This is a genomic window from Agromyces albus (genome assembly GCF_030815405.1).
GTDB lineage: Bacteria > Actinomycetota > Actinomycetes > Actinomycetales > Microbacteriaceae > Agromyces > Agromyces albus_A.
In genome coordinates this window covers 2,964,298-2,983,635 of the sequence record NZ_JAUSWX010000001.1, presented here as the reverse complement: position 1 = coordinate 2,983,635, position 19,338 = coordinate 2,964,298, and the positions used below count along the sequence as shown (strand labels likewise).

Here is a 19,338-nt window from a genome sequence, read left to right as displayed (position 1 = left end):
CGCTTCGGCGCGTGTCAGACGGAGCGCTGCATCGCCCGCTCACCGGCGATCCACGCCCAACGGAAGGCCCAGACCATGCCCGCGAGCGCCAAGCCGATCACGGCACCCGTCGTGTTCGCGAGCAGGTCCCGCGGGTCGGAGATGCGGTCGTCGAGCGGAATCTGCGCGACCTCGATCGCGCACGTGAGCAGCGCCGCCGCGCCCAGCGCGATGATCCAGCGCCGTGCACCGAACAGCATGGCGAACAGCACGCCGACGGGCACGAACATCAGGATGTTCGCGGTGAACTCGAACGACGACCCCGTCGTCCACGTCGCACGCTCGAGCCAGATCGACGGATTCAGCACGCCGAGCGGCGCCTGGTTTCCCTCGGCTCGCCACGGCGCGGGGCCGAGCGTCGCCCACGCGACGAGCGCGAGATACGCCGTCGTCACTCCGAGGAGCGGGAGGAGACGGCGACCGGGCATGGCTCCACTGTGCCGGGTCAGGCTGCGAGCAGGCTGACCCCAGCCCGTGGGCGGGCTATGAGCCATCCGTCGTCAGGAGGCGGATGCCGCTACGTCGCGTTCGCCGCGATGTTCACGAGCCAGTGCACGCCGAAGCTGTCGACGCACATGCCGAACGCGTCGCCCCACGGCGCGACCTCGAGCGGAACCGTGACGGTTCCGGTCGACGACAGCTGGTCCCAGTAGCCGCGCAGCGTCGCGTCGTCGCCGGGCCCGCCGGAAAGCGACACGGAGATGTTGTCGCCCGGCGTAAGGTCGAGGGCGCTCGGCACGTCGGCGCCCATGAGCACGATGCCCCCGTCGGCCTCGAGCTGGCCGTGCATGATCTGGTCCTTCTCGGCGGGGTCTTCGCTCGCCTGGTAGTCGCCGAAGGTGCTGAGCGTCAGCTCGCCGCCGAAGACCGACTGGTAGAACTCCATCGCCTCTCGGGCGCTGCCGCGGAAGTTGAGGTACGGGTTGAGCGTGACCATGGGATGACCTTTCGACTCGACGTCATTGCCACGGCCGATTCTCGTCGCTCCGGCCCGCGCACGCGACCCCCGGTTCGCGACGCTCGATCGGCGGCCAGGTCTACTTGAACGAAGGCCCCCGGCCTCAAGAGCTGCGAACCCACATATCGTCTAGAGCAAGCGGGAACGGTATCTGCCCGGTGAGGTTCCGCATCGCTTCGTGAACTGCGCGTAAAAGCTGCTCTGAGAACCGAAGCCAGCCGCGTGTGCGACCTCGCTCGCCGTCATGGTTGTGGTCACGAGCAGACGCTGTGCCTCCGCTACACGGCAGCGAATGAGATACTCGGCGATGGTCGAGCCGACTGCTCTGCGAAAGAGCGATGTCGCGTAGTTGGGGTTCAGGTTTGCGGCCGAGGCGATGTCCACCGCCGAGATTTGCTTGCGAAAGTGCGCCACGGTGAACCGCGCCATCTCGGTCACGCCCCGCATCGAATCGGACGAGATGTTCAGAGGGCCGGTCGTCTCGATCGAGGTTTTCTCGCCGCCGTGGTGATGCCGGTGCAGGAGGCGACGGATGAGTGCCTGGACCTCAAGTAGCGCAATCGTCTCGAGACCGTCGATACCCACCTCCTGCTGCCAGGAGACGAACATGGCTTCCAGATCCCGGGCGACCGTGGTCGCTGACACGATGATGGGCCGGTTGAGCAACACCTCGCTCAGGTCCGACATAGGAAGGTTCCAGCCCAGCACGGTCGTCAGGGGCACGTGAATCCAGCACATGTCGCCGTCCGCTCCGGCATCTGTGGCGACGAGGCGGTGTGGGGTCGCGCCCCAGAACACAGCCAGTGATCCGGCCGGAACAGAGATCCGCGTCCCGCCGAACTGGTAGTCCAAGGTTCCGTGCAGGACGATGTTGATCTCGAGGTCGTCGTGGCGGTGCGGTAGGGGCATCACTGGTGCGCCGCCACGGTGGATCCAGAGCTGCGTCCTGGTAGCCACGACGGCGCTGTCGCCGTGTAGCTCGGGACCTTCACTCGCTTCCTCTGCTGAGTCGACGGAACCCGGTCGTCTCGACGCTTGCTCGCGAGCGTTCATCCAGACAGTCTACGGAGCCAGCTGAGAATTCAAGAAGGTCAGACATGAAAGGAGGAGGTTATGCCAGAATTCGAACCTTAGGCTCGCACCCATGACTGCAACGACGCACAATCCCAAGATCACCATCATCGGAGCGGGGGGATTCGTCTTCCCGTTCCGCCTGATCGGCGATATCCTCAGCTTCCCGGCACTGCAAGGAAGCACGCTTGCCCTCATGGACCTTGACGCGGACCGTGTTCACCGCACTGCGACCGCCGCGCGGGACCTCATCGACCACCATGGGTTCGAAGCGACTGTCGTCGAGACCACCGATCGACGCGAGGCACTCGCCGACGCGGACTTCGTCATCATCACCTTCCAGGTGGGCGGCCTCGATGCCTATCGCTGGGACGTCGAGATCCCGCGCCGGTATGGAGTCGACCAAGCCGTCGGTGACACTGTCGGCCCCGGCGGCGTTTTCCGATTCCTGCGTTCAGTGCCGGCATACGAGGCGATCGTCTCGGACGCGCTCGAATTGTGCCCGAATGCGCAGTTCATCAACTACGCCAATCCGATGGCGATGGCGACGGCTTTCCTGAACGCGAAGGGGCTTAACGCCGTCGGCCTGTGCCACAGCGTGCAGGGCACCACCCATATGCTCGCAAGATCTCTGGGTGTCCCGTACGAGGAGGTGTCCTTCCTGTCGGCCGGGATCAACCACCAGGCGTGGATCCTCGAGTTCTCGCGCGCCGGCGAGGACCTGTACCCGGAGCTGCGCCGCGTCATGTCGGAGCGCCACCGAAGCGGTGTTGCTGCTGCGGGCCTCAGCGAGGACGACGGCGACCACAGCGAGGTGGCCGAGGTGATGAGCAACTACGAGGGGGGAAACGAGCAGGTGCGTACCGCCCTCATGAACGCCTTCGGCTACTTCGAGACAGAATCGAGCCACCACGCTTCGGAGTATCTTCCCTACTTCCGGAAGGACCCGGAGACGGTGCTTCGGTTCATCCCCGAGCGGTGGGACTATTACGAAATCTGCCTCGCCCATGATGAGAAGGGTGATATCGATGAACAGTTGGAACGGTTGAAGGCCGACCTCTCACCATCGCTCGAGTACGGTGCCAGCATCGTGAACGCGGCGATCACCGGAGTGCCGACAGTCGTGTACGGCAACGTACCGAACGCGAGGGGACTCATTCAGAACCTTCCTGCTGACGCATGCGTCGAGGTGCCGTGCGTCGTTGACCGGAGCGGCGTACAGCCCACTGCAATCGGCAGCCTGCCGCCGCAGCTCGCGGCCCTGAACCGTACCAACATCGGTGTGCAGACTCTCGCTGTGCATGCTGCCCTCACCGGGAACATCGAGCACGTCTATCACGCGGTGGCACTCGATCCTCTGACGGCGGCGAAGCTCACCCTCGACCAGATCCGCGCCATGACCGATGAGCTCCTTCTTGCCCATGCCGCGCTGCTTCCCCAGTCGCTTCGTCCGCGATCGGTGCATGTCGAACCTTCGGCCAACTCGGACCTGAGACCGGTAGCGGTTCGGGGTTGACGTGAGGAGAACCTCCGGGTGACTATGGCTGGTCACAGGCCCCCATCCCCGGAGGTTCTCGTGTTCCATCGGAGTACGTGAGTCTCCGGGTGGGCGCGCCGCAGCTGACCGCAAACTGATTCATCACGACCTTCGATGAGCGCACCATCATCGGGTCGATCGTGGCCCAATCGCGGTCGCCCCGATCACGAGTGACAACCTCGTGGTCCTGCCGAAGCAACAGCGCGTATCGGCGTTTCGTGACACCCGTGTCGCCAGAAGTGCGGCCTGTGTCAGCTAGAGCTGGTTTGTGTCACGGCAACCCGTTCCCGACAACACTTGACGGCGGCATCCGATCGTCGTAGATTGTAATCAATCAAATGGTTGATCAAGGAATGAGTTGATGATCGTGGATCCGAGCGCAGACGACCGCCTCGACCGTGCCTTCATGGCACTGGCCGACCCGGTGCGCCGGGGCATCATCGCCCGCCTCAGTCGAGGGCCGGCCACGGTCAACGAACTCGCCGAACCATTCGAGATCACGAAGCAAGCGGTCTCGAAGCACATCCAGGTGCTCGAGCAGGCGGGGCTCGTCACGCGAACGCGCGACGCGCAACGCCGACCCGTGCACCTGGATGCCCAGGCCCTCCAGGCCCTCACCGCGTGGATCGACCGATACCGGCTGATCCACGAGCAGCGATTCCGCAATCTGGATGAACTGCTCGCCACCTCTCGCGGCACGGACGCCGCGGCATCCGATGCCGGCACTTCCGCCGGCACCGCACAGGAAGAAATGGAATCATGACCAACCCCGTCACCATCACCGCCCCCGAGGGCCTGCCCTTCATCGATATCGAGCGCGAGTTCGACGCCCCCGTCGCCGCGGTGTTCAACGCGCACCGCGACCCCGAGCTCGTCAAGCAATGGCTCGGGCCGCGCGGCTACGACATGGACGTCAAGCGCTGGGACTTCACGACGCAAGGCGGCTACCGCTACGTGCACACCAACGCCGAGGGCGAGTCCTACGCCTTCAACGGGGTGTTCCACTCCGTGCGCGAGAACGAGTTCGCCATCCAGACCTTCGAGTTCGAGGGCTTCCCCGACGTCGTGAGCATCGAGTCGATGACGTTCGAAGACCTCGGCAACGGCCGCACGCGGTTGCGCGCACACTCCGTCTACCCGAGCGTCGAGGCTCGCGACGGCATGATCCAGAGCAACATGGAGCAGGGCGTGAGCGAGGGCTACGAGCGGCTCGACGAGCTCGTCGCCGCCTGACCGATCAGCACCCGAACCAGAGACGGAGTACCACCATGGACTGGACCCTCGAAGTCGTGATCCTCCCGGTGAGCGACCTCGACCGCGCCATCGAGTTCTACCGCGACCGGGTCGGCTTCGACCTCGACCACGACACCGTGATGGGTGAGCTGCGATTCGCCCAGCTCACCCCGCGCGGTTCCGGCTGCTCGATCGTCATGGGCACCCTGCCGGCACAGCAGGAGATGGCACCGGGATCGATGAAGGGCCTGCAGCTCGTGGTCGCCGACGCGCGCGCCGCTCGGGCGGAACTGTTCGAGCGCGGCGTCGACGCGAGTGAAGTGCAGGTCATCGACCCGCGCGACGGCGGCACGTTCTTCGGCTTCGAAGACCCCGACGGCAACTCGTGGGCCGTGCAGGAGCTCAAGGTCCGGGCCGAGCGTCCCCTGATCCCGCTCGAGTGGCGAGAGCGCTTCGGCGCCGACCGGGAGCCGAAGGCCTGAGCGAGCGGATGCCGCGGGCACGCCCTCCTCGCGAGGTCGGCCCGCGGCATCCGTTCTCGCCCGGCGCGACCGCCTTTTGTGCGCCCCCGGTTGCGCGGCTGCTGGCGGGCGGCCATCATGAGCCGGGGGAGGGATGCATGGGGCGGCAGGCGAAGGCATTCTGGATCGACGCGGGAGAGCGAACAGCAGTGATGCTGCATCTCGAGTCCGATGCGCTCGAGGTGAGTGGTGGGCGGCGTGCGAAGGTGCCGCGCTCCGAGTTCCGGCACATCGGCTCGGCCGACGGCGTCGTGGAGTTCGAGGCGGGCGGCGACCGCTTCCGGTTCGAGCTCGGCGAGGCGGCATCCGCTTGGGCGAAGGCCCTCGCGACGCCCGCGCCGACGCTCGCCGAGAAGCTCGGCGTCGCGCACGGGGAGACCGTCGCCGTGCGCGGTGAGCTGCCCATGATCGAGCTGACCGATGCGCTGTCGGATTCCGCACGTGTGGCGCCATGGGAGGCGGCGGTCGTCGTGGCCGTCGTGCGCACCGAGACCGAGCTCGTCTCGCTCCCCGGATGGCTGCGTGAATGCGGCGTCGGCGTGGCGCCGGTCTGGATCGTGCACGGCAGAGGCCGCGCGACCAGTGCACCGGGCGACACCGGGGTGCGCGCGGTGATGCGGGCGCACGGGTACCACGACACGAAGGTCAGCGCGATCGGCGGCACGTGGTCGGCGACGCGGTACTCGCCCCCGAAGAACACCTGAGTGCGAGGCTTGCGCCCGCGGTCGCGCGAACGGATGCGGCATCCGCTTGCGCGTGCGACGATCGGATGATGAGCGACGCCACCGAGATCCTGCGCTACGCGGCCTTCAGCGCCGACCCCGAGGGCGGCAACCCGGCGGGCGTTGTGCTCGACGCCTCGGGCCTCGACGACGCCGCGATGCAGCGCATCGCCGCCGAGGTCGATTACGCCGAGACGGCCTTCATCACGGGTGAGCGGGGCGGCTCCAAGGTCGTGCGCTTCTTCTCGCCGATCGCCGAGGTGCCGTTCTGCGGGCACGCGACGATCGCGGCCGCCATCGCGCTCGCCGAGCGAAACGGCCCCGGCACCGTGCGCTTCGATACGCCGGTCGGCGAGATCGTGATCGAGACCACCGCCGACGCCGACGGCATTCTCGCCGCCTTCACGAGCGTCGACACCGATCTGGCGCCATTGGGCGAGTTCGTGCTCGAGGCGCTGCTCGAACTGCTCGGCCTCGACCGCACCGACCTCGACGCGGGCTTCCCGCCGCGGCTCGCATACGCGGGCACCTGGCATCCGGTGATCGTGCTCGCCGACCCGGCGACGTTCGACGGGTTCACGTTCGATCCCGGCGCGGTGCGCACGCTGATCGACGCACAGGGCTGGCCGACCACGATCACGGTGCTGCATCCGCTCGGCCGGCATGCCGGGGCGTCCGGGAGCGGGAGCGCCGGTCCGGGCGAGGTCGTCGCACGATTCGAGGCGCGCAACCTCTTCCCCGTGGGCCGCATCACCGAGGATCCGGCCACGGGTGCCGCTGCAGCGGCCGTCGGCGGCTACCTGCGCGGCCTCGGCCTCGTCGAGCCTCCCGCTCGCATCGTCATCGAGCAGGGCCGGCATGTCGGCCGCCCGAGCGAGCTCACGGTCGACATCCCCGAGCGGGGCGGCATCGTCGTGAGCGGGCGCGCCGTGCGGATCGCCGCCCCGGTGGTCGAGTAGCGCCGGGCACAGCTCAACCAGCGTGGTGGTCGGGCTAGGCTCGTTCGCGGCATCCGACATCCGATCACCACAGGAGCACCATGCAGACTCGCATTCTCGGCCGCACGGGCCGCACCGTCTCGGTGATCGGCCTCGGCACCTGGCAGCTCGGCGCCGACTGGGGAGACGTCGACGAGGCCGACGCGCTCGCCGTGCTCGACGCCGCCCACGAGTCGGGCGTCTCGTTCTTCGACACCGCCGACGTCTACGGCGACGGCCGCAGCGAATCGCTCATCGGGCAGTGGCTGCGCGCCAACCCCCGCTCGGGCGTCACGGTCGCCACGAAGATGGGGCGACGGATGCCGCAAGAGCACGCCAACTACTCGCTCGCGAACTTCCGGGCCTGGACGGATCGTTCCCGCGCGAACCTCGGCGTCGACACCCTCGATCTCCTGCAGCTGCACTGCCCGCCGACCTCGGTCTACGGCGACGACCGCGTCTACGACGCACTCGACACGCTCGTCGACGAGGGGGCCATCGCCGCCTATGGCGTGAGCGTCGAGCGCGTCGACGAGGCACTCGCGGCGATCGCCCGGCCGCACGTGGCCTCGGTGCAGATCATCCTCAACGCGTTCCGGCTGAAGCCGCTCGACGAGGTGCTTCCCGCGGCTGAGCAGGCGGGCGTCGGCATCATCGCGCGCGTGCCGCTCGCGAGCGGGCTGCTCTCGGGGCGCTACACGCTCGACACCGAGTTCGCCGCCGACGATCACCGCAACTTCAACCGCCACGGCGAGTCGTTCGACGTGGGCGAGACCTTCTCGGGCGTCGACTATGCCACCGGAGTGCGAGCCGCGGCCGAATTCACCGAGCTCGCCCGCACGGCGGCGCCGAACGCCACGGCCGCGCAAGTGGCCCTCGCGTGGATCGCGCAGCAGCCCGGCGTCAGCTCGGTCATCCCCGGCGCCCGCACCCCCGAACAGGCGCGCGCGAACGCCGCCGCGGGTGCGCTCGAGCTGCCCGCGAGCCTCGACGCAGCCGTGCGCGAGCTCTACGACCGCGACATCCGTGCGCAGGTGCACGAGCGCTGGTAGCCCAGCCGCCGTCGGATCACCCCGCGCGGAACCGCCAGCCCGTGATCCACTCCGGATCCTCACCGTGTTCGTACGCATACGCGCGGGCGGCCTCGCGGGCTGCATGCCACTCGTCGGCGATCTCGGCGACCCCGGGCTGCTCGCCGAGCCCGGGCACGCGGCGCAGCACGTCGAGCGCGAGCCGGTAGCGGTCGAGGTCGTTCAGGTGCAGCATGTCGAACGGTGTCGTGGTCGTGCCCTTCTCGATGAAGCCGCGCACGTGCAGGTGCTCGTGGCTGGCGCGCCGGTAGGCGAGCTCGTGCACGAGCGATGCGTACCCGTGGAACGCGAAGATCACGGGCACGCCGGGCGTGAAGATCGCGTCGAACTGCGCATCGCGCAAGCCGTGCGGGTGGTGCGCGGGGTCCTGCAGCCGCATGAGGTCGACGACGTTCACGAGCCGCACGGCGAGCTGCGGCATCCGATCGCGCAACAGCTGGGCCGCGGCCACGGCCTCGATGGTGGGCACGTCGCCGGCGCACGCGATCACGACGTCGGGAACGGATGCCGCAGGGTCGGCCGCGTCGAATCCGGGCTCGTTGCCCGCCCACTCCCACACGCCGAGCCCGGCCGCGACGTGCGCGACCGCCTCGTCGTGCGAAAGCCACTGCTGCTGCGGCTGCTTGCCGGCGACCACGACGTTCACGCGATTGCGGGTGCCGAAGACGTGACGCATCGTGGCGAGCAGCGTGTTCGCGTCGGGCGGCAGGTAGACGCGCACGATCTCGGCCTGCTTGTTGACGACGACGTTCAGGAACCCCGGGTCCTGGTGCGAGAAGCCGTTGTGGTCCTGGCGCCACACGTGCGACGACAGCAGGTAGTTGAGGGAGGCGACATCCCCACGCCATGGCACGTCCTTCGCCGACTCGAGCCACTTCGCGTGCTGGTTGAACATCGAGTTGACGATGTGGATGAACGCCTCATAGCTCGTGATGAGGCCGTGGCGCCCCGTGAGCAGGTAGCCCTCGAGCAGGCCCTGCATGAGGTGCTCGCTGAGCGCCTCGATGACGCGGCCGTCGCGGGAGAGGTGCTCGTCGAGCGGATGCAGCTCGCCGGCCCAGGCCCGCTCGGTCACGTCGAACACGGCGCCGAGCCGGTTCGAGAGCACTTCATCGGGGCCGAAGAGCCGCACGTCGTCGGGGTTGTCGCGCAGGAGCGCGGCGAGCCAGGATCCGAACACGCGCGTCGCCTCGCCGGTCGCGCCGCGCGCGCCGTCGTCGCCGGTCTCGTCGACGGCGAACTCCTCGGTCTCGGGCAGCCGGAGCGACCGCTCGATGCCGCCGTTCGCGCGAGGGTTCGCACTCATGCGCAGATCGCCACGCGGGCGCAGCGCGTCGAGCTCGGCGATCGGGCGGCCCTCGTCGTCGAACAGCTCGTCGGGGCGGTAGGAACGCAACCAGACCTCGAGCTGCGCGAGGTGCTCGGGGTTCTCGCGCACCCCCTCGAGCGGCACCTGGTGCGAGTGGAAGGTGCCCTCGACCTGCACGCCGTCGACGATGCCGGGCCCAGTCCAGCCCTTGGGGGTGCGCAGCACGATGCACGGCCAGTGGGGGGCCTCCTCGGTGAAGGCGCCGTCCGCGGCATCCGCTCGGATCTGCTCGAACCGGTCGAAGGCGACGTCGATGGCCGACGCCATGCGTTCGTGCACGAGCATGGGATCTTCGCCATCGAAGCCGCCGGTGACGAGCATCGGCTCGTAGCCGTTGCCGCGCAGGAAGTCGACGAGCTCGGTCTCGGGGATGCGTGCGAGCAGCGTGGGGCTCGCGATCTTGAAGCCGTTCAGGTGCAGGATCGGCAGCACCGCGCCGTCGGTGAGCGGGTTGAGGAACGCGTGAGCGCGCCAGCTCGCGTTGAGCGGGCCCGTCTCGGCCTCGCCGTCGCCGATGACGCACGCGACCACGAGTCCGGGGTTGTCGAGGGCCGCGCCGAAGGCGTGCATGAGCGAGTAGCCGAGCTCGCCGCCCTCGTTGATGGAGCCGGGGGTCTCGGGCGCCGCGTGCGACGGGATGCCGCCCGGGAACGAGAACTGCCGGAACAGGCGCTGCATGCCGGCGCCGTCGGCCGAGACCGCGGGGAACAGCTCGGAGTAGGTGCCGTCGAGCCACGTGTTCGCGACCATCGCCGGGCCGCCGTGACCGGGACCGCACACGTAGAGCGTCGGGGTGCCGCGCTCCACGATCACGCGATTGAGGTGCGCGTAGACGAAGCTCAGGCCGGGGGAGGTGCCCCAGTGGCCGAGCAGCCGCGGCTTGATGTCGCCGGGTTCGAGCGGCCGCTCGAGCAGGGCGTTGTCGGTGAGGTAGATCTGCCCGACGCTCAGGTAGTTCGCCGCTCGCCACCACGCGTCGACGAGTTCGAGGGGCACGGATGCCTCGGCCGACTCGATCTCGGAAACCTCGCCGTGCCCGAATGCCCCGGTCATGTCGCCCCCAGCCGTTCGACGCCGTGTGCCCTTCGAGCCTAGGCGGACCCCCGAGCCCCCGCCAGTGCCGACCCAACCACCCCCCACCCCGGAGTATCGTCGAAGGCGATGACCGCCGTGCCGACCTCTCTCTCGACACGGCCGAGCGCGTGATCGAGATCTTCACCGGCTTCGCCGTCATCGCCCTCGCGGTGTTCGTCGGCTACGTCGCCGCCCGCACGGGCATCCTGGGCCCTGAGGCCCGCCCGATGCTCGCGCGGCTGAACTTCAACGTGCTCGCGCCGTTCCTGTTGTTCTCGGTGCTCGCCACCGCCGACGTCGCCTCCCTGTTCTCGGCGCTCCTGCCCGTCTCGGCGATCGCCGCCGTGGCGATGATGCTGATCTTCGGAGTCGTCTCGCTCTTCGTGTGGCGGCGTGGCATCGAGCGCACGGTCATCGGGTCCCTCTCGGCGGGATACGTGAACGGCAACAACTTCGGCATCCCGATCGCGGTCTACATGCTGGGTGACGCGGCGTACTCCGCTCCGGTCGTGCTCCTGCAGCTGCTTCTGTTCGCGCCGGTGGCCCTCGCCATCCTCGGTGCCCGGGTGCACGGCCATACGTCGGCGCGGGCGATCGTACGATCGACGCTCCTAAACCCGATCATCGTCGGGTCACTCGCCGGCGTGCTCGTCTCGGTGTCGGGTCTCGAGCTGCCGCCGATCGTGATCGAGCCCATCCAGCTCATCGGGCACGCGGCGGTGCCGCTCATGCTCATCACCTACGGGTTGTCGTTGCACGGTCAGCGGCTCCTCGAGCCGGGCAGCGGCCGGGGCGACGTGTTCTTCGCCGCGGCGCTGAAGCTCCTCGCGATGCCGCTCGTCGCCTGGGCGGTCGGCGCGTACGTGTTCGGGCTCACGGGCATCGAGCTCTACGCGGTCACCGTGCTCGCGGCGCTGCCGACGGCGCAGAACGTCTTCGTCTTCGCGCAGCGCTACGAAACGGGGGAGATCGTCGCGCGCGACACGGTGTTCGTCACGACCGTCGGGTCGGTTCCGGTGCTCTTCGCGGTGGCGCTGCTGCTCGGCTGACCGCACACGGCAGGATGTTCCAGAGCGAAGGAGACCACGATGCCGTTCCTCACCGACGACGACGGGCCGCTCGACGAGCTGCTGCTCGCCGAACGTCCGGCCGACGGGTACCGGTTCGAGCTGCGCGCGCCCATCGTGTACCTCGACCCCGTCTCGGGGCGTCGCTATCGGGTGCCGGCGCGGGCAGAGGCATCCGGAGCCCATGCCGTCACCGACCTCGCGTCGGTGCCGACTCCGCTGTGGGGATTCATCGCGAGCTACGGGCGGCAGTCGGCGCCCGCAGTGCTGCACGACGAGCAGTCGATCGTCGCAGCCGAGCTCGGCGATCGAGCCGCCGCGCTCGCGCAGCGGCGGGAAGACGATCGCGTGTTCCGCACGGCGTTGCGTGAACAGCGGGTGCCCCTGTTGCGTTCGTGGCTGATGTGGGCGTGGGTGTCGGCCGATCGCGAGCGCGCTTACGGCGGGCTGCTCGGGTGGTTGCTGGTCGTGCAAGCGGTCGTGGGGGCGCTCGTCGTGCTCGCGGCATCCGTCGTTGCCTTCTGGAATCCCGCGTGGCTGGCGCTCGTGCTCGTGCCCGCGCTCGCCGCGGCGCTCTGGGCGAGGCTCGCGTCGCTGCAACTCGTGCTCACGTTCTCGCTCGCGATCGTGGGGCCGCTGTTCCTCGTGCACGTCGCGGCGCTCGTGCCGTTCCGCCTGCTCGAGGCGCTCGTCGAGCTCGTGAGCGGTGGTGATCCCGGGGGCGTGCTGCGGCCGACGGTGCGACCCCCCGGTGGTCCGGTGGTTGAGTAGCGCGGCTACCCGACCACCGAGCTTCAGCGCCGGCGCAGCGCGCCGTACCCGCGGATGAGCTGCGGCACGACGAGGTAGACCGCGAGCGGCACGACGATGAGCGTCAGCACGAAGGCGCGCAGCACCGGATGCCACGACTCGGAGATCGGCGCCATCGCGAGCATGCCGATCGCGACGAGCGGGAAGATGGCGAGCCACGTGATGACGGCGCGCACGTGCACCGAGGGCGGCCCGGCCGGCGCGGCGGGTGCGCAAGCGGGTGCGACGGCGGGCGAGGTCGCGGAGTCGGTGGCGATGGATTCGGTGGTCATGTTGTGCTCCTCGATGTTTCCAACTGAATAGTTGTAAGTGAACCACGCCGCGAGGTATTCCGCAACTATCCAGTTGGAGTTGGGTAGACTTGCCGCCATGGCCTGGGACACCGAGCGCACCAAGCGCCTCCTGCTCGACGCGGCGACGACGGAGTTCAGTGAGCACGGGCTCGCGGGCGCGCGCATCGACCGCATCGCGGCATCCGCCGGCGTCAACAAGGAGCGCATCTACCAGTACTTCGGCAAGAAGGACGAGCTCTTCGCCACGGTGCTCGCCACCCGCCTGCGGGCGATGATGGACGAGGTGCCGATGACCGGGGAGGGACCCGAGGCGGCGGGCGACTACGCCGGGCGCCTGTTCGACCATCACCTCGCCGACACCACCATCCCGCGACTCGTGTTCTGGGAGGGCCTCGAACGCGGCGCCGCCACCGCCGACGCGGCGCGGGTCGCGTATCACGACGCGAAGGTGCTGCGCTTCCAAGATCTGCTTCCGGGCGTCGACCGCGCGATGGCGGGAGAAATCCTCCTCACGATCGTGACCCTCGTGAACGCGTGGCCGGTGCTCGCGCATCTCGACGGGTATCTCGTCGGCGCGAGTGCCGGGCGCACGGCCGAGCGCCGCGCCTTCATCGTGAAGACGACGGTCGCGATCGCCCGCGCCGCGCCCCGCTCCGGTGGTTGAGTAGCGCCGCGCGGGCTACTCGACCACCGCGAAGATCAGGGGTACCCCTGATTCCCCCTGTCGGCCGGTGACCATATGGTCGGAGACGATCGTCGTCCTATGGACCGCAGGGGGAACTGTCACTGTGGGAGGTCGATTCAGAGCCGGCCATGCACCGTGGACTCGAACACTGGTGCAGGCCGGCTCCCCAATTCATGAGCGAGAGGACGATCGATGACTGAGCGGATGACGCGCATCGCGCGGCGCAGCCACCCGAACGCCGCTCGCCCCGACGAGGTCCATGCGACTCGCGTCGATCGAGCGCTCAGCTGGAGCGACTTCCGTGCCGCCGTGCGCTACGACCCGGCCAACCGCCTCCTGGTCGCGGTGCCCGCGATCAGCGCCAAGCGCGCCGAACATCCGTGGCTGGGCGAGGCGACCGGGTTGCACACGCGCATCGGCACCGCCGACGCGTATCACCGCGAGTTCACGCACGGCTCCGTGTACTGGTCGGAGCGCACCGGCGCCCACGAGGTGCACGGCGCGATCGCCGAGCGTTGGAAGGCCGAGGGCGGCGAGGCGTCGTTCCTCGGATTCCCGACCACCGACGAGCAGCCGTCCCGTGGCGTGGCCTCCGTTCGCGGCGACCATGCTGCCGAGACGCGCCGCGGCCGCTTCGCGCACTTCGAGGGCGGTTCGATCTACTGGACGCCCCTCCACGGTGCCGCCATCGTGCACGGCATGGTGCGTGACATCTGGGCACTCCTCGGCTGGGAGAACTCGGCGCTCGGCGTGCCCGTGGGCGACGTCGTCGTCGACGTCGAGTCGGGAGTGCACCGGGGTGTGTTCGAGCGCGGCAGCATCGAGTGGTCGCCGGCCAGGGGTCCGATCGTCAGCGTGATTGCGCCCGCGGCATCCGATGCCCTCGACGTGGAAGTCGAGTACGACGGCGTCGGCCGTCTGCAGACGGGGTTCGCGCCGCAGGCCACGCAGGCCTGAGACAACCGAACCGCGAAGTCTCGCCCAGACGTTCGCCTACGCCTCGCGCCAGGCCGGCGCCTCGACGAGGCGCACCGAATCGAGTGCGACGAGCGGGTCGCGGGTTGCTTCGCGCCGAGCAGCTGCGGTGGCCGGGAGGTGCACGGATGCCTCGGGGTGCAGCGGCACGATACGCAGGGTGAGCTCGACGGGGCCATCGTCATCGGCGCGGCGTCCGAGTGCGTCGCGCCCGCCGAGCCCGATCGTCCACGGCGTGCCGTCCCAGAACCGGTCGGCCACGACCTCGCCGCCGAGTTCGAGCCGCGCGACGTCGCCCGCCCACTCGATCTCGAGGGTGCGCATTCCGTGGCCCCTCGGCGGGAGCGTGATCGTCCACGCGGTGCCGTACCGGGCGACGTCCTCTCGCGTCGGCGCCGACGCCCGGCCCGCCCGGTCGCCGTAGTTCGCGGGCGGCGCTTCACCCTGTTGCGGCGCAGAGGCGTCGACGAGTTCGTCGCGGCCAGGCGCACGCACCGCGAACGTCACCGGCTCGAAGCGGCCCGCCTGCACGCGGTACTCCTGCACGGCAGGCACCGACGACGATCGCGCGACGAGTGCCCCGGCTGCGTCCTCATGAACGGGCGCATCCGAGAGCACGAGCCGGCGCTCGCCGGTCGCGTCGAGCACCCAGACGAGTCCCGTGGATGTCGCGGGCACGACGAGCACCGCGAGCCGGCCCTCGCCCTGCACGAGCTCGAGCCGGCGAACCTCGCTCGCGTCGATCACGAAGACGCCCGGAGCGGTGCTCGTGATCGCGGCATCCGAGTCCGTCTCGACGGTGGCGCCATGCGCCGAGAGCTCGACGGGGATGCCCGCCTCGGCGACGACGACGAGGGTGGGATGATCGCCGCCGAGCACCGTGAGCGGCGAGGCGGTCGCCCAGTCGAGGCGCACCCCGCCGAGCTCGAGGTTCACGGGCCAGTGCGCGATCGTTCCCGCGGGAACGTCGACGGGGGCGTGCGGGAACACGGTCGTTCCGCTATCGAGGGTCACGGCGAACTGCGCACCGCGGTAGGTCTCGAGTGCGACGTGCGGCTGCTGCCAGGTGACGAACACCCAGCCCGACTCCCCGTCGCTGCGCAGCGCCCACCGCAGGGTGCTCGCGTCGTCGACTCCGGCGGGCAGGTGCTCGGGCAGGGTCGAGGGCATCTCGGCGATGGCCGATCCGAAGGCGGCGAGGAACGCGTGCTGGCGACGCAGCTCGGCGTGGCTCGAGGCGAGCCGGCCGGCCGCGCCGATCGGGGCGTGGAAGTCGTAGTCGAACTCGGGCAGGTCGTTCGGGTAGCCCGTGGCGTGCGACTCCTGCAGCGCGGGGCGCGGGTTCACGCCGCCCGCGTACATGTAGTAGCCCTGCCAGCCGGAGCCGTTGCCGATCTTGTTGTGCGCGACGGCCGCGATGTCCCTGCCGTCGAGCAGCGGACGCCGGTGGTAGGCGGTCGCCATGCCGCCGCCGAGCTCGCATGTCGCCGCAGGGAACGACGCCGAGGGAAGGCGACGCGTCTCGCCGCGGCGGCCGATTCCGGGGTGGTCGCGGAGATCGGCGCCGATGCCGGGATCGTCCCACGTGTGCGAGAAGAAGAAGTGCTCACGGAAGGTGGTGTCCCAGTCGTGGTTGGCGTCGACCCAGAAGCCGTCGCCGTAGCCGCCGAACAGGGGGAGCACCTCGCCCGCCGGCAGCTCGGCGCCGCCCCAGGCGGTCGCGGTGTAGACGGGTGCCGTCATGCCGTGGCGGCGGGCGAGCGCCTTGAGCGTCGCGAGATGACTCGGCTGGTCGTAGAGCTCGTTCTCGAGCTGGATCGCGATGACGTTGCTCGCCGGTCCGCAGAGCGGCGCGAGCTCGAGGCCGAGGGCGGCGAACCACTCCTCGACGAGCGCGAGGTAGCCAGGGTCGTCGGTGCGGTGCGCGACCGGGGCATCCTGGATCCAATCGGGGAAGCCACCGTTGCGCGCCTCGGCGTGACACCACGGGCCGATCCGCATGACGACGTCGAGACCGACCGCCGCGCACAGTGAGACGAATGCGGCGACGTCGAGGTCGCCCTCGAAGCTCGGCCGGCCCGGTTCGAGCTCGTGGTGGTTCCAGATGACGTACGCAGCGACGACCGTGACGCCGCCCGAGCGCATGAGCCGGAGCCGCTCCTCCCACTCCGCGCGGGGCACGCGGCTGTAGTGCAGCTCGCCCGAGACGGGGATCGCGGGGCGGCCCGAGATCTCGACGTAGCGGTTGGTGAGCGCGACACGCTCGTGTCGGTCGATCGTGGTGCCCATCGCGGGCCGCGTGAGCGGCTCGGCCCAGGGTTCGTGGGTCACGGCGAGCGGCTGCGACGTCGGTGTCGAGCGCGGGCTGGGGAGGACGGATGTCACGACGAAGTGCTCCTTCAACTGTGTGCGCTCCCAGTTCTATCACAGCAAGCGGCGACCAGTGTCATTCTGAATGCGCTGGCTTGACACCCGAGCGCCACTATGTGTTACTGGGAGCGCACACAGTCCGATCGACTCCATGACGGAGTTCCGGCCGGACCCCTGCACTCTCACACAGCTTTCGACAAGGAGGACGAAATGCGTAGGACACTCCGTCTCGGCGCTCTCGCCACGGCCGCCGCCGCAGCACTCATCATGACGGGTTGCGCGCCTGACGCGGGCTCGGCCGGCACGGCCGACGACCCGGTGGAACTCAACTACTGGGCCTGGGCGCCGAACCTCGACAAGGTCGTCGACATCTGGAACGAGGAGCACCCCGAGATCCAGGTCACCGTCAACAAGCAGGACGGCGGCGACCCCGCCATCACGAAGCTCCTCACCGCGATCAAGGCGGGCAGCGGTGCTCCCGACCTGATCCAGGCCGAGTACCAGAAGATCCCGACGCTCGTGGCATCCGACGCCCTCGCCGACCTCGCCGACGCAGGTGCGAATGACATCGCGAGCGAGTTCCCCGACGGCGTCTGGGACTCCGTGACCCTCGGCGGCGACGCGGTCTACGCGATCCCGCAGGACACCGGCCCCATGATGTTCTACTACCGCGACGACATCTTCCAGCAGCTCGGCCTCTCGGTTCCCACCACGTGGGACGAGTACGCCGAGGTCGCACGCGCCGTGCACACGGCCGACCCGTCGAAGTTCCTCGGCACCTTCTCGGCGAACGACGCCGGCTGGTTCGCGGGCCTCGCGCAGCAGGCGAACTCCGAGTGGTGGTCGATCGACGGCGACGCGTGGAGCGTCGGCATCGACGAGGAGCCGACCCAGAAGGTCGCCGATTACTGGGGCGGTCTCGTCGAGGAGGGCGTGATCGACAACAAGCCGATGTACACGCCCGAGTGGAACGCGGGCCTGAACGACGGCACGCAGGTCGGCTGGCTCGGCGCCGTGTGGGGTCCGGGCGTGCTCTCGGGCAACGCCGCCGACACCGCGGGACTCTGGAAGGCCGCGGCGCTGCCCGACTGGGACGACTCGCAGCCGAGCAACGGCAACTGGGGCGGCTCGTCGACCGCGGTCACGACGCAGTCGAAGAACGTCGAGGCGGCCGTCGAGTTCGCCACGTGGCTGAATACCGACCCCGAGGCGATCGCGGCGCTCGTCACCGAGACGGGCATCTACCCGGCCTCGACGGCGGCGGCAGCGGGTGCGCTCACCGAGGCGCCCGAGTTCTTCAGCAACCAGCCCGACTTCTACGACGTCGCGGCCGAGGCTGCGGCATCCGTCGCCCCGTTCCAGTACGGCCCGAACGTGAACGTCGCGTTCAGCGCCTACAACGACGAGTTCGCGAAGGCCGCCGAGGCGAAGTCGCGGCAGGCCTTCCTCGACGCCCTCACGGCGATGCAGCAGATCACCGTCGACGACATGACCTCGAGCGGATTCACGGTCAAGTAGCGTGCGGCCGGAGGGGGCGCCCGCGCGGCGCCCCCTCCTCAGCAGGAGAGAGAACCACCATGACAGCGACAGTGGAGTCGGCGCCGGTCGCCACGCGGCATCCTGAGCGCCCATCCCGTCGGCGCACCCAGGCACGCCGGGCGCTCGTGCCCTATGCGATGCTCGCCCCCGGCATCGTGCTCTTCGCGGTCTTCATGGCCGCCCCGATCTTCTACACCCTCTACCTCAGCTTCCAGAAGGAGATGGTCGAGGGGCTCGGCCTCGGCTCGGGGTCGCGATCGCAGGTGTTCGCGGGGTTCGAGAACTACGTGAGCGCCCTCGGCAATCCCGAGTTCGGGGCGAGCGTCGGCCGGGTGCTCGTCTACGGGCTCGTCCTCGTGCCGGCGATGCTCGGCCTCGCGCTCCTGTTCGCGCTCCTCCTCGACGCGAAGCGCACGCGCACCAAGGCCTTCTCGCGCACCTCGATCTTCCTGCCCTACGCGGTGCCGGCCGTCATCTCGTCGCTGCTGTGGGGCTTCCTCTACCTGCCGGCGGTCAGCCCCTTCTACTGGGTCTTCGAGCAGTTCGGCTGGGATGTGCCGTCACTGCTCTCCTCGGGGCTCGTCACGTTCGCGATCGCGAACATCGGCCTCTGGGGCGGCGTGGGCTTCAACATGATCGTCATGTACACGGCGCTCAAGGCCGTGCCGAGCGAGATCTACGAAGCGGCCACGATCGACGGCGCGAGCGAGTTGCAGATCGCGCTGCGCATCAAGGTGCCGAGCATCGCGCCGGCCCTCGTCATGACGGCGCTCTTCTCGATGATCGCGACGCTGCAGGTCTTCGCCGAGCCGACGACCCTGCGGCCCCTCACGAACAGCCTCTCCACGAGCTGGTCGCCGCTCATGCTCGTCTACCGCGACGCGTTCACTCGCGACGACGTCTACTCCGCCGCGGCGACGTCGATCATCATCGCGCTCGCGACGTTCGCGATCTCTTTCATCTTCCTGCGCGTCGTGCAGCGCCGCGCCTTCGGTCAGGAGGACTGA

At 69.2% G+C, this 19,338-nt stretch carries 19 protein-coding genes; 13 read left to right on the top strand and 6 right to left on the bottom strand.

What is annotated here, in order from left to right:
* Positions 1-14: 14 nt before the first annotated feature.
* From QFZ29_RS14135 to QFZ29_RS14125, 3 genes are all read right to left on the bottom strand, one after another.
* Positions 15-467 carry a VanZ family protein gene (locus tag QFZ29_RS14135; protein ID WP_306894683.1) on the bottom strand — a complete coding sequence of 151 codons (453 nt, stop codon included), beginning with the start codon at positions 465-467 and terminating at the stop codon, positions 15-17.
* Between the two features lie 89 nt (positions 468-556).
* Positions 557-976, bottom strand: a complete 420-nt coding sequence (locus QFZ29_RS14130; RefSeq protein WP_306894682.1) for a VOC family protein — start codon at positions 974-976, stop codon at positions 557-559.
* 150 nt (positions 977-1,126) lie between these two features.
* Positions 1,127-2,050 (bottom strand): helix-turn-helix domain-containing protein, encoded by a 924-nt coding sequence (locus QFZ29_RS14125; protein WP_306894681.1) that lies wholly within the window; start codon positions 2,048-2,050, stop codon positions 1,127-1,129.
* 91 nt (positions 2,051-2,141) lie between these two features.
* On the opposite strand from QFZ29_RS14125, the gene melA reads away from it, so the two are divergent.
* From melA to QFZ29_RS14090, 7 genes are all read left to right on the top strand, one after another.
* Entirely contained in the window at positions 2,142-3,584 is a 1,443-nt protein-coding gene (gene melA / locus QFZ29_RS14120) for an alpha-galactosidase (RefSeq protein ID WP_306894680.1), read from the top strand.
* Positions 3,585-3,966: 382 nt separating this feature from the next.
* Complete coding sequence (locus QFZ29_RS14115; protein ID WP_306894679.1) at positions 3,967-4,368, top strand: ArsR/SmtB family transcription factor; 402 nt, start codon at positions 3,967-3,969, stop codon at positions 4,366-4,368.
* Positions 4,365-4,838: an SRPBCC family protein gene (locus tag QFZ29_RS14110; protein WP_306894678.1), complete on the top strand. Its 474-nt coding sequence runs from the start codon at positions 4,365-4,367 to the stop codon at positions 4,836-4,838. The genes QFZ29_RS14115 and QFZ29_RS14110 overlap by 4 nt, the downstream gene beginning before the upstream one ends.
* A gap of 35 nt (positions 4,839-4,873) precedes the next feature.
* Positions 4,874-5,320: a VOC family protein gene (locus tag QFZ29_RS14105; protein WP_306894677.1), complete on the top strand. Its 447-nt coding sequence runs from the start codon at positions 4,874-4,876 to the stop codon at positions 5,318-5,320.
* A 137-nt stretch (positions 5,321-5,457) separates the two neighbouring features.
* Entirely contained in the window at positions 5,458-6,063 is a 606-nt protein-coding gene (locus QFZ29_RS14100) for a hypothetical protein (protein ID WP_306894676.1), read from the top strand.
* Between the two features lie 68 nt (positions 6,064-6,131).
* On the top strand, positions 6,132-7,040 hold the full coding sequence (locus tag QFZ29_RS14095; protein ID WP_306894675.1) for a PhzF family phenazine biosynthesis protein: 909 nt from the start codon (positions 6,132-6,134) through the stop codon (positions 7,038-7,040).
* Between the two features lie 80 nt (positions 7,041-7,120).
* Positions 7,121-8,110, top strand: a complete 990-nt coding sequence (locus QFZ29_RS14090) for an aldo/keto reductase (protein ID WP_306894674.1) — start codon at positions 7,121-7,123, stop codon at positions 8,108-8,110.
* A 16-nt stretch (positions 8,111-8,126) separates the two neighbouring features.
* On the opposite strand, the gene QFZ29_RS14085 is transcribed toward QFZ29_RS14090, so the two are convergent.
* Positions 8,127-10,571 (bottom strand): phosphoketolase family protein, encoded by a 2,445-nt coding sequence (locus tag QFZ29_RS14085; RefSeq protein ID WP_306894673.1) that lies wholly within the window; start codon positions 10,569-10,571, stop codon positions 8,127-8,129.
* A 149-nt stretch (positions 10,572-10,720) separates the two neighbouring features.
* On the opposite strand from QFZ29_RS14085, the gene QFZ29_RS14080 reads away from it, so the two are divergent.
* Positions 10,721-11,641 carry an AEC family transporter gene (locus QFZ29_RS14080; RefSeq protein ID WP_306894672.1) on the top strand — a complete coding sequence of 307 codons (921 nt, stop codon included), beginning with the start codon at positions 10,721-10,723 and terminating at the stop codon, positions 11,639-11,641.
* A gap of 39 nt (positions 11,642-11,680) precedes the next feature.
* Positions 11,681-12,430 (top strand): DUF1353 domain-containing protein, encoded by a 750-nt coding sequence (locus QFZ29_RS14075; protein WP_306894671.1) that lies wholly within the window; start codon positions 11,681-11,683, stop codon positions 12,428-12,430.
* Between the two features lie 23 nt (positions 12,431-12,453).
* On the opposite strand, the gene QFZ29_RS14070 is transcribed toward QFZ29_RS14075, so the two are convergent.
* Complete coding sequence (locus tag QFZ29_RS14070) at positions 12,454-12,741, bottom strand: hypothetical protein (protein ID WP_306894670.1); 288 nt, start codon at positions 12,739-12,741, stop codon at positions 12,454-12,456.
* A gap of 97 nt (positions 12,742-12,838) precedes the next feature.
* Here QFZ29_RS14070 and QFZ29_RS14065 point away from each other — a divergent pair, with 97 nt between their 5' ends.
* Both QFZ29_RS14065 and QFZ29_RS14060 read left to right on the top strand, forming a co-directional pair.
* Entirely contained in the window at positions 12,839-13,426 is a 588-nt protein-coding gene (locus tag QFZ29_RS14065) for a TetR/AcrR family transcriptional regulator (RefSeq protein ID WP_306894669.1), read from the top strand.
* A 213-nt stretch (positions 13,427-13,639) separates the two neighbouring features.
* The gene (locus QFZ29_RS14060; protein ID WP_306894668.1) at positions 13,640-14,404 is read left to right on the top strand and encodes an LGFP repeat-containing protein; all 765 of its coding nucleotides are present in this window, start codon (positions 13,640-13,642) and stop codon (positions 14,402-14,404) included.
* A gap of 36 nt (positions 14,405-14,440) precedes the next feature.
* On the opposite strand, the gene QFZ29_RS14055 is transcribed toward QFZ29_RS14060, so the two are convergent.
* On the bottom strand, positions 14,441-16,807 hold the full coding sequence (locus QFZ29_RS14055; RefSeq protein WP_306894667.1) for a beta-galactosidase: 2,367 nt from the start codon (positions 16,805-16,807) through the stop codon (positions 14,441-14,443).
* Positions 16,808-17,002: 195 nt separating this feature from the next.
* On the opposite strand from QFZ29_RS14055, the gene QFZ29_RS14050 reads away from it, so the two are divergent.
* Entirely contained in the window at positions 17,003-18,310 is a 1,308-nt protein-coding gene (locus tag QFZ29_RS14050) for an ABC transporter substrate-binding protein (RefSeq protein ID WP_306894666.1), read from the top strand.
* A gap of 59 nt (positions 18,311-18,369) precedes the next feature.
* The gene (locus QFZ29_RS14045) at positions 18,370-19,338 is read left to right on the top strand and encodes a carbohydrate ABC transporter permease (RefSeq protein WP_373426216.1); all 969 of its coding nucleotides are present in this window, start codon (positions 18,370-18,372) and stop codon (positions 19,336-19,338) included.